The sequence below is a fragment of the Streptomyces sp. 8K308 genome (assembly GCF_004348315.1).
Taxonomy (GTDB): domain Bacteria; phylum Actinomycetota; class Actinomycetes; order Streptomycetales; family Streptomycetaceae; genus Streptomyces.
This window is the reverse complement of sequence record NZ_SMKC01000260.1, coordinates 1-10,101: the sequence shown is the minus strand read 5'-3', so window position 1 is coordinate 10,101 and position 10,101 is coordinate 1. Positions and strand designations below refer to the sequence as shown.

8 protein-coding genes and 2 pseudogenes are annotated in these 10,101 nt (G+C 74.2%); 5 read left to right on the top strand and 5 right to left on the bottom strand.

The annotated features are described in order from the left end of the window. Positions 1-330, top strand: a pseudogene (locus E1265_RS27120) (3-oxoacyl-ACP synthase); the annotation flags it as partial. A gap of 6 nt (positions 331-336) precedes the next feature. On the opposite strand, the pseudogene E1265_RS27115 reads toward E1265_RS27120, so the two are convergent. Next, a pseudogene (locus E1265_RS27115) lies at positions 337-1,322 on the bottom strand (aminotransferase class I/II-fold pyridoxal phosphate-dependent enzyme). Between the two features lie 395 nt (positions 1,323-1,717). On the opposite strand from E1265_RS27115, the gene E1265_RS27110 reads away from it, so the two are divergent. Then, positions 1,718-2,944, top strand: a complete 1,227-nt coding sequence (locus E1265_RS27110) for a wax ester/triacylglycerol synthase domain-containing protein (RefSeq protein WP_165953896.1) — start codon at positions 1,718-1,720, stop codon at positions 2,942-2,944. 437 nt (positions 2,945-3,381) lie between these two features. Continuing rightward, positions 3,382-3,996, top strand: coding sequence for a TetR family transcriptional regulator C-terminal domain-containing protein (locus E1265_RS27105; protein WP_132933626.1), 615 nt, complete (start codon positions 3,382-3,384; stop codon positions 3,994-3,996). A gap of 18 nt (positions 3,997-4,014) precedes the next feature. Here the strand turns inward: E1265_RS27105 and E1265_RS27100 are convergent, their stop codons facing one another. The 4 genes from E1265_RS27100 to E1265_RS27085 are packed head-to-tail and all read right to left on the bottom strand — an operon-like array spanning position 4,015 to position 8,095. Continuing rightward, the gene (locus E1265_RS27100) at positions 4,015-4,938 is read right to left on the bottom strand and encodes an NADP-dependent oxidoreductase (protein ID WP_132933625.1); all 924 of its coding nucleotides are present in this window, start codon (positions 4,936-4,938) and stop codon (positions 4,015-4,017) included. Between the two features lie 8 nt (positions 4,939-4,946). Then, the gene (locus tag E1265_RS27095; RefSeq protein WP_132933624.1) at positions 4,947-6,152 is read right to left on the bottom strand and encodes a histidine kinase; all 1,206 of its coding nucleotides are present in this window, start codon (positions 6,150-6,152) and stop codon (positions 4,947-4,949) included. Between the two features lie 9 nt (positions 6,153-6,161). Next, positions 6,162-7,496 (bottom strand): MFS transporter, encoded by a 1,335-nt coding sequence (locus E1265_RS27090; RefSeq protein WP_243741135.1) that lies wholly within the window; start codon positions 7,494-7,496, stop codon positions 6,162-6,164. Continuing rightward, complete coding sequence (locus E1265_RS27085) at positions 7,493-8,095, bottom strand: helix-turn-helix domain-containing protein (protein WP_132933623.1); 603 nt, start codon at positions 8,093-8,095, stop codon at positions 7,493-7,495. Before E1265_RS27085 ends, E1265_RS27090 begins: the two co-directional genes overlap by 4 nt. 149 nt (positions 8,096-8,244) lie before the next feature. Between E1265_RS27085 and E1265_RS27080 the strand changes: the two genes are divergently transcribed. Both E1265_RS27080 and E1265_RS27075 read left to right on the top strand, forming a co-directional pair. Continuing rightward, on the top strand, positions 8,245-8,724 hold the full coding sequence (locus E1265_RS27080) for a cation:proton antiporter regulatory subunit (RefSeq protein WP_132933622.1): 480 nt from the start codon (positions 8,245-8,247) through the stop codon (positions 8,722-8,724). 93 nt (positions 8,725-8,817) lie between these two features. Next, positions 8,818-10,020 carry a cation:proton antiporter gene (locus E1265_RS27075; RefSeq protein ID WP_132933621.1) on the top strand — a complete coding sequence of 401 codons (1,203 nt, stop codon included), beginning with the start codon at positions 8,818-8,820 and terminating at the stop codon, positions 10,018-10,020. Positions 10,021-10,101 lie beyond the last annotated feature (81 nt).

The window sequence follows — 10,101 nt, the reverse complement described above, 5'->3', positions numbered from 1 at the left end:
GTGGAGGCGCGGGACGTGGAGCACGTGAACGCACACGCCACCTCGACCCGGCAGGGCGACATGGCGGAGGGACGGATGATCGAGCGGGTGTTCCCGCACGGCCCGAGCGTCACCTCGGCCAAGGGGGCGCTCGGGCACGGCCTGGGCGCCGCGGGGGCCGTCGAGGCGGTGCTGACGGTGCTGAGCGTGGAACGCGGGGTGGTGCCGCCGACCGCCAACGTGGGGGCGCCGGGGCTCGGGATCGACCTGGTCGTCAAGCAGCCGCGGGAGCGGCCGGTGGCGGTCGCGGTCAGCACCTCGTTCGGCTTCGGCGGGCACAACGTGGTGCTGGTCCGGTCACGGGGTGAGCTTGGGGCGGGCCAGCGCGACCGGCGTCCAGTCGTGCTCGGCGCGCTCCGGAACCAGGCCGAGGCGGCGGCCGCAGGCGGCGAAGGCGTCCAGGATCCGGGTGATCTGCTCGTCGGTGTGGGTGGCTTGCGGGGTCACCCGGATCAGGGCGCGGCCGCGCGGCACGGCGGGCGCCACCACCGCGTTGGTGCAGACGCCCGCGTCGTGCAGCGCCTGCCACATCCGCAGGCAGGGCACGGCCTGGCCGACGTGGACGGGGATGACGGGGGTGACCGAGGGGTCGGTGGCGAAGCCGAGCGCGCGCAGCCCGTTGTGCAGCCGCTCGGCGTGGTCGAACACCCGCTCGCGGCGGGCGGGTTCGGCCTTGATGATCTCCAGTGAGGCCAGCGCGGCCGCCGCCGAGGCCGGGGACATCGCCGCCGAGAAGAGCACCGGCGCGCGGTGTACCGCAGGTGGTCGACGATCCGGGCCGGTCCCGCGAGCAGGCCGCCGAGCGAGCCGAAGCACTTGGAGAAGGTGCCGGTGAACAGGTCGACGGCCGCCATGGCGTCGAAGTGTTCGGCGACGCCGCGGCCGCGCGCGCCGAGCAGCCCGATGTCGTGGGCGCCGTCCACCACGAGCCGGGCGCCGTACCGGTCGGCGAGTTCGCGCAGCCCGGGCAGCGGGCACAGGTCGCCCTCCATGGAGAAGAGGCCGTCCGTGACGATGAGCTTGCCGGCGTCGGGGTCGGCGGCGGCCAGCAGGCGCCCCGGGTGGTCGAGGTCGCCGTGTCGGTACCGGTGGCGGGTGCCCTGACCGAGCAGCACCGCGTCCACCAGCGAGGCGTGGTTGGCCATGTCGCTGAACGAGGCGTCGCCCGGGCCGAGCAGGGCGCCGACGGCCAGGTTGGCCTGGAATCCGGTGGTGGTGACCAGGGCCGCCTCGCAGCCGAGGAAGTCGGCGAGGCCGGCCTCGAGTTCCTCGTGCGGCGGCAGGGTGCCGTTGAGGATGCGGATCCGGAGCAGCTGGTGCCGTGCCTGGCCAGCGCGGCGGCGGCCTCGACGACCCGGGGGTCGGTCGCCAGGCCCAGGTAGTCGTTGCAGCCGGCCATGATCGCGCCCGGGGCCGCGGTGCGGTAGTAGGGTCTCGCGCCCGCCTCCGCCATTTCGCCGAATGTCGCGGCCGGCTTCTTGTCGAAGATGTCTGCCATGCCGTTACCTGAGCCTCTTCCCTGTCGTGTCAGATTGCGGCCTGTCCGATCACAGCGATTAGATTGCTCCCCCACACGCCATGTCATTCCGCGGGTTTTTCTCGGCGGTTATTCGGCGGAGGGGAAAGGGCTGGGAGGATGGAAAACCGTATCGCACTCTCGGCTTCTGACGAGTGTTTCATGGTGGGCGGCACCCCGAAGACGATCGGTTCCGCGATGTTCTTCGCCGGCCGGCCGCCCGGGATCGAGGAGCTGCGGGAGCTGGTCGCCGGCCGCTTCGGCGGGCTGCCCCGGCTGCGCTCCGTGCTGTTGCCGCCGCCGCCGCCGGCGCCGGCGCCGCTGCGGCGGCACCGGTGGCTGGTGCTCGACGACTTCGACCCGGTGCTCCAGGTGCGGGCCGAGCCGCCCGGCACACGCCTCGCGGATCTCGTCGAAGCGGCGGCGCGGCGCTCGCTGCCGGGCAACCCGCCGCCGTGGCGGCTGCGCCTGGTGCCTCGGCACGGCCCGGACGGCTTCGCGCTGCTGCTGACCGCCCATCACGCGGCGCTCGACGGGCGGTCCCTCGAGACGCTGTTCGGCGTGCTGCTCGACGGCCCGCCGGCCGCCGCCAGGACGCCGGCTGAGCCGCGCCGCCAGCAGACCCTGGGCCGGCTCGGCCGCGACCTGCTGCACCATGCGCGGCCGAGCCGCCGGCTGCCCGGCACGCCGGCGGGGCCGACCATCGCCTGGACGGACGTCGACCCGGCGGCCGTGCGGGCGGCGCGCCGGTCGCTGCCGGGCATCGAGGTCGGTTTCAACGACGTGCTGCTCGCCACCGTCACCGGGGTGCTGCGCGAGGTGCACGGCGCGCCGTCCGGCTGGCCGGGCGGGCCCCGGCCGCTCTACGCGCTGGTGCCGGTCGACCTGCGGCCCTCCGGGGCGGCCGGGGAGCTCGGCAACGCTCTCTCGGCGACCCGGGTGCCGCTGCCGATCGGGGTCGACCACCCGCGCGACCGGCTGGCGGCCTGTCACGCGGCGCTCGCCGCCCCCGGTTTCCTGTCGCGGGCGGTCAACGCGGCCCGCCTGGTCAGGGGCGCGGCGCTGCTCGGCGCCTGGGCGCCGCGCATGGCCGCCGCGCACGGCAACTCCGCGTCGTACGCGCCGGTGTGCTGCAGTTCGCTCGTGCTGCGCCGGGGGCCCTGGTCCCTGCTCGGCCGGCCGCTGACCGGCGGCATGGTGCTGCCCGACATGCCGCCGCCCGGGGTCGTCAGCTTCTTCCTGGCGGGGCACACCAGGACGCCGGAGCGGGCCGTCTCGCTGAGCCTGACCGTGATCAGCCACGCGGCGCCGCCGGCGGCGCGGCTGACGGCCGCTTTCACCGTGGCACTCGACGAGTTCGCCGCGGGCCAGGCGGCCACGATGCGTTAGGCCCTGCCCGGGCGGTGTTCGAGGATCAGCACGCCGCGTCAGCAGCGCGGCTCGTCCTCGACCGTATTCGCGCCAGCGCCCGACATGCCCCACGCCGCGCGGCGCGGGTAACCGCGGTGCGGTGCGGTCGACCTCCCCGCATTTCGAGACGGCACCGCGCGAGGTGAATCGAATTCCGCAGTCCCCCGGAAAGCCGTGTCGGGGGGAATGCGAATGGGCGAGGGCGGCGCGCGGTTTTCGGTGGGGTCGGTGGGGCTCGTCGGGCGGGCGCGCGGCTCGCGCGTCCCCCGGCGGCCGGCCGGTCGGAGGGGGCCGCGGGCCCGGTGCCGGCGGTCGGCCGCAGGGCCGATCCGCCAAGTCCCGGCAGGGGAACCGTTTCACGGGCGATATCGAATGCCAAGTCGATCGGTGATCATCGAGGCATACCCTTGGCCCTCATGCCCAGACTCATCGATCGCGGCGAGCGGCGCCGCGAGATTGCGCACGCCGCCTGGCGGGTCATCGTCCGGGACGGGATCGGCCGGGCCTCGGTGCGCGGGGTGGCGGCCGAGGCTGGCGTCTCGGCGGGCTCGTTGCGCCATGTCTTCGCCAGCCAGCGGGAGTTGCTGGTCTTCGCGTTGGAGATGGTCACCGAGCGCGTCACCGAGCGGTCCACCGCGCCGCGACCGTCCGGCACGGCGCGGGAATCGGTGGAGGCCGCCGCGCGCGGGACGCTGCCGCTGGACGCGGAACGGCGCGCCGAGTCGGAGGCGTTTCTGGCGCTGTGCGACGCGGCGCGCACGAACACCGCGCTGCGCGGGCCGCGGGACGCGGCGCACCGGGCGATGCGGCGGGCCTGCCGGGGCCTGGTGGGCGAGTTGGACAACGGCGTCGACCTGGCGCCCGGCGCCGACCTCGACCTGGAGGCAGCACGCCTGCACGCGCTGCTCGACGGCCTCACCGCCCACCTGCTGCACGAGCCGGCGACCGCGGATCCCGGCTGGGCGGTCCGGGTGCTGACCCGACACCTGGACTCGCTCACCCCGCCGCGCCCGGCCGACTCCGCTCCCTGACGCGTAGGGGGCACGGGTTCAGGGGATCAGCACGATCTTGCCGAGCGTGTGGCGCTGTTCGAGGTCGCGGAAGGCGTCGCGGACGTCGTCAAGCGGGTAGGTCCTGGCGATCGGGATGTGCAGCCGGCCGTCCTCCACGGCGGCGGCGAGCTCGGCCAGCACGCCGGCGTCGGCGGCCGCCGCGCTGCCCTCCATCTTGGTGCCGAACTCCTCGGCGTCCGCCATGTTGGTGATGGTGTCGATCCGTTCCGGGCGGATGCCCAGCTCGATGGCGAGCCGCACGTAGTCGGCGCCGTAGGTGTCGATGAACGCGTCGGGTGACGCACCGCCGGCCGCCGCCCTGATCCGCTCCGCCACGCCCTCGCCGTAGTTGACCGGCAGGACCCCGTGGTCGGAGAGCCAGCCGTGGTGGTCCTCGCTGGCCAGGCCGATCACCGTGGCCCCGAGGTTGCGCGCCAACTGGCAGGCGAGGGTGCCGACCCCGCCGGCCGCGCCCGAGACCACCACCGTGTCGCCCGGGCGCAGGTCGACCGCGCGCACGGCCGCGTAGGCGGTGGTGCCCACGATCGCCAGCGCGCCGGCCTCGGCCCAGGAGACGTCGGTCGGCCGCCGGATCAGCTGGTCGGCCTCGACCGCCGCGTACTCGGCGTGACTGGCCCGGTGGTTGGTGAAGCCGAGCACCTCGTCGCCGCGGTCGAACCGCCGGACGTCGGGCGCCGTCTCGGTGACCACGCCGGCCAGGTCGCTGCCCTGCCCCGAGGGGAAGGTGGCGGGCCAGCGTTTGCGCAGCAGGCCGCGGCGGATGGCGGCCTCGCCGGGGTTGATGCCGGCGGCCTTGATCCTGACCACCACCTCGCCGGGGCCCGGCTCGGGGCGCGACACCTCGTCCACGCGCAGCACGTCGACGTCACCGTACTTGTCGAATCTCACAGCTCTGGGCATATGTCCCACTATGGGATGGTCGCCGAGGGGGCACCACCCGGGACGCGTTCCGGCAGCTCGGCGCGGAGCCGCCAGCCGCCGGCGTGCGGTCCCGCGGTGAGCGTGCCGCCGACCAGGCCGACGCGCTCACGCAGCCCCACCAGGCCGAATCCCGGGCCCTGCGGCAGGTCGTACGACACCTCGGCCGGGCCGCCGTCGTCGCTCACCTCGACCCGGACGTCACCGTCCGTAACCGCGACCTGGACGGTGATGGTGCTGCCCGAGCCGGCGTGCTTGGTGGCGTTGGTCAGGCCCTCCTGGACGACGCGCAGCACGGCGAGGCCCCGGACCGCGTCGAGCCCGGTGATGGCCGGGTCGACGCTGGCGCGGACGTCGAGCCCGGCCTGGACGCCGCGTGCCACGACGGTGGCCACGGCGGCCGGCAGTTCGGCCGGTTCCACGACGAGCGGCGGGCCGCCCTCGGGCGCGACGGCCGCCGGGTCGCGGAGCACGGCGACCAGCCGGCGCAGGTCGGCGAGGGTGGTGGTGGCCGAGCCGTAGACGTCGTCCAGGACCTCGCGCACCCGGGGGTCGAGGTCGGGCAGCACCGAGCGCGCCACGTTGACCCGCAGCGCCATGGACGACACGTGATGGGCCACCAGGTCGTGCAACTCCCGGGCCAGCTCGGTGCGTTCGGCCAGACGGGCGCTGTGCGCGGCGAGCTCGCGGCGCTCCTCGGCCTCCCCTGCCCTGGCCCTGGCCTGCTCCAACGCGCGGTCGGTGGCGCGCAGGTAGGCGCCGAGCAGCAGCGGGGCGACGGCCACCACCACGACCCGGTAGCCGGCGGCCAGCACCCCGGTGACCGTCTCGTGGTCCTTGATCAGCAGGACGTACGCGGTGATCAGCACGGCGGTGCCGAGCAGCGCCTCGCGGGGCGGGCGGCGCACGGCGAGTTCGAGCAGGGCCAGGCTGGCGATCACCTTGGCGGCGACCGGGGTGTTGGCCACCAGCGGGTGGGCCAGCACGAGCAGCAGGCTCTGGGCCATCGAGACCGCGAGCGGCCAGGCTCCGCCGCCGAGGAAGAGCGCGCCGGCAGCGAGGGTCACGAACCAGTCGGCGGCGTCCGGCTCGGCGCGTTGGACAAGCAGCAGATAGCCGACGCCGATAAACAGCGGAAGCAGGCGCGCCGGCCCGAACCTGTCACCGACCGCCCGCCCGGCCCACGTCAACAACACGCCCAGACACTAACCCGATCCGGTTGCCGCACCGTGACAAGCGGTGGCCGAATCGCTGCGATCGGCGGGATCGGCGCGATCGGATCCGGCCGCCGCGCGGGCCCGGTCCATCCGCCGCCACTCCGGTTGCAGCGCCGCCAGGTTGGTGGTGAGGAAGTAGAGGAGACCGGTGACCAGCAGCACCGGCACCAGTCCCGCGGCGCCCACCGCGGCGCCCCCGATCAGCCCGCCGAGCGGGATGCCGGACCAGGCGAGCGAGGTGAACAACGCCTGGACGCGGCCCAGCATGTGGCGCGGGATGCGCTCCAAGGTGACCGCGCCGATGATGGGGTTGAGGAAGCCGGAGCCGAACCCGCCGACGGCGCACACCGCGAGCACCGACCACAGCGGCGCGCCGGCCGACACGCTCAGCGCCAGCACCACGAAGCGGGGCGCGCCGGCGAGCAGGAAGCCGCCGAAGAACAGCGGGAGTCGGGGCAGCCGATGGGCGATCACGGCGGCCAGCAGGCTGCCGCACACCGCCGTGCCGCCGAAGACGCCGCCGATCACGCCGATCGCGGACGGCCCGTGGCCCGACCGCTCGGCCCACACGGGCAGCAGCACGCTGACGTAGGCGGCGTCGAGCAGGTTGGTGACGGCGACGGTGAGGCTGATCGACAGCAGCAGCGGCTCGCGGCGCAGGTAGGCGAACCCCTCGCCGAACCGCCGCCAGTAGCCGGCCGGTTCGACCTCGCCCGCCTCGGTCGCCTCCGGCGTGGCGGGCCGGCCGCGGCCCATGCCGCGCGGCAGGGTCGCCGCGACCAGCAGCGAACCGGCTGCGAAGCACGCCGCGTTGACCATCAGCGCGGTCATCGCGTCGAGCGCGGCGACCAGCACGCCGGCGCCCGCCGGGCCGACCGTGCCGGCCAGCCGCTCGGCGACGCCTGCCAGACCCGTGGCCCGCTCCAGCGGCACCCGATCGCGGTCGGCGGCCTCCGGGACCATCACCTGCTTGGCGAGGTCGCCCGGCCCTCGGGCGAGGCCGACCAGCGCGACCAGCAGGAGCAGCAGCCACAGCGGCAGCAGCCCGGCGGCGTGCAGCGGCGGGATCGCGGCCACGGCCGCCGCGCTGACCACGTCGGTGGTCCAGGAGGTGACCCGGGGCCCCGCCCGGTCGATCAGCGGGCCAGAAAGCGCCTTGGCCAGCACGTAGGGCGTCATCTCGCAGAACGCCACCAGGCCGGTCTGCGCCGCGCTGCCGGTGGTGACCAGCACGAACCAGGGCAGCGCGACGGCGGAGATCTTGGTGCCGAGCTGGGAGACCGAGACGGCGGCCAGCAGGCCGGCGAGGGCCCGTGACCTCACGTGGCACGCTCCTCGTCGTCGCCGACCTCGGGCAGCACGTGGAACTGGACGGCGACGCTCTCCCGCCCCTCGTCGTCCGCCCGCTGCCGGTTCTCCTCTCGGTAGCGCTCGAGCACCGCCCACAGCTCCCGACCAAGCTCGCGCGCCTGCTCCGGGGTGAGGCGCAGCGTCACATCGCTCAGGTAGAACGCCGGCCCCCAGTCGCGCGGCATGGTGGCCAGTTCGTTGAGGCCCTGCTGGAGGCGGAGTGTATGGGCCGCCGCCACGGACTGGAGGAAGACCTGGGCGGCCTCGGGCTCGGCCTCCACCAGCTCGGGCTCCACGGCGGTGAGCTGGTGCACGGCTCGCCACCAGCGGTCCCTGGCGTTGCCCCGCTCCGTGTCCTCCTCGACGAAGCCGGCCGCGGCGAGTTGACGCAGGTGGTAGCTGGTGGCGCCCGAGTTCAGGGACAACCGGCGGGCGAGCTGGGTGGCGGTGGCCGGGCCGTGTTGGCGCAGCAGGCCGACCAACCGCACCCGCACGGGGTGTGCCAGGGCGCGCAGCCCTCTGCCGTCGAGCACGACCCGCTCGGCCGGGGGTACTTTCCCGGGTTCCGTCATGGACCCACGGTAGACGTCGAAGGTTTCTTTGCAAAGATCTCTTTGCGAAGGTCTCTTTGGTAAACGGGCCAGTTCCGGCCAATCTCCAGAACAAACGTGCTGCCGAGCGCGTTATGCTCACTGCGACCGGGTTGAGGAGGCAGATCAGCATGGGCACGCGGCGTATCCCGCTGCCGGGCGTCGGCACCCAGTACGACATCGCGTCACGGGACGGGCGGCACATCTCCGTCGTGGCGCACGAGGACGGTCGGCGCTTCATCGGGTTCTTCGACCCGGAGGACCCCGACGCCTGTCAGGGCACCGTCGCCCTGGACGCCGAGGAGGCCGCCCGGCTCGCCTCGATCCTCGCCCCCCAGAAGCCGTCCGTCACGCTGCACGACGGGGAGCTCGAACTCGACCTGGTCACCGAGCGGATCCCGATCGAGCCCGACTCCCCCTACCGGGGACGACCGATGGGCGACACCAGGGCCCGCACCAGGACGGGCGCCTCGATCGTGGCGGTGCTGCGCAGGACCGGCGCGCACCCGTCACCGGGGCCCGACTTCCGTCTTGAGGCGGGGGACACCCTGCTGGTCGTCGGCACCCGGGAGGGCGTCGCCGACCTGGCCGACATCATCGGCGGGCCCTGACCTCCGCGCTGCCGGTCGCCGCGGCCGCGGTGCACCGTTGACGGTTGCACGGCGCCGTGCGAACGACCCTGACAACCGAAAGGTGCGGTGAGCGTGCACGACACCACGACCATGTTGATCGAGCTGGGGGCCGTCGTCCTGGGCCTCGGGCTCGTCGGACGACTGGCCGGCCGGCTCGGCCTCTCCCCCATCCCGCTCTATCTCCTGATAGGGCTGGCCTTCGGTCACGGCGGCCTCATCCCACTCTCGACGACCGAGGACTTCATCGAGATCGGCGCCGAGATCGGCGTCATCCTGCTGCTGCTCATGCTGGGCCTGGAATACACCGCGACCGAGCTGGCGGACAGCCTCAAGACCCAGTACCCGTCGGGTCTTGTGGACTTGGCGCTGAACGCGACCCCGGGCGCGGTGGCCGGCCTGCTGCTCGGGTGGGGACCGGTGGGCGCGCTCGCGCTGGCCGGCGTCACCTATATCTCGTCATCGGGCGTCATCGCCAAGATCCTCACCGACCTCAACCGCCTCGGTAACCGCGAGACGCCGGTGATCCTTGGCATCCTGGTGATGGAAGACCTGGCCATGGCGATCTACCTGCCGGTCCTCTCAACGGTGTTGGCGGGCGTGGGCCTGGCCAGCGGCAGCCTCACCCTGGTGATCGCGCTCGGCACCGCCGGCATCGCGTTCTACGTCGCGCTGCGGCACGGGCGGTTCATCAGCAAGGCCGTCTCCTCCGACAACCCGGAGATGCTGCTGCTCGTGGTCCTCGGCCTGACGCTGCTGGTGGCCGGCGTGGCGCAGCAACTCCAGGTCTCGGCGGCGGTGGGCGCCTTCCTGGTGGGCATCGCGCTCTCCGGCGAGGTCGCGCACAACACGCGCCGGCTGCTCACCCCGCTGCGGGACCTGTTCGCGGCCGTCTTCTTCGTCTTCTTCGGCCTGTCGACCGACCCGACGGCGATCCCGCCGGTGCTGGTGCCGGCGCTGCTGCTGGCCATCGTCACCACCGGCACCAAGATCGCCACCGGCTGGTGGGCGGCGCGGCGTGCCGGCATCGGCCCGCGGGGCCGTTTCCGGGCGGGCGGCGCGCTGGTGGCGCGCGGCGAGTTCTCCATCGTCATAGCGGGCCTGGCCGCGGCGACCGAACCGCGGATCGCGCCGGTGGCGACGGCGTACGTGCTGATACTGGTCATCGTGGGGCCGTTCGCCACGCGGTGGACGGAGCCGGTGGCCAGCCGGCTGCGGGAGCGGCGCGCCGAGCGGCGGGCCGCCACGCCGGTGGTGGCGGCGGAGTCCGGAGCGTAGCCCCTGGGCGGGGCGGCCTCGGCCGCGTGTCCCTCCCCCGCCACCCGGGACTGGCGCGCTCCGCGCGAGTCTTCCCCCACC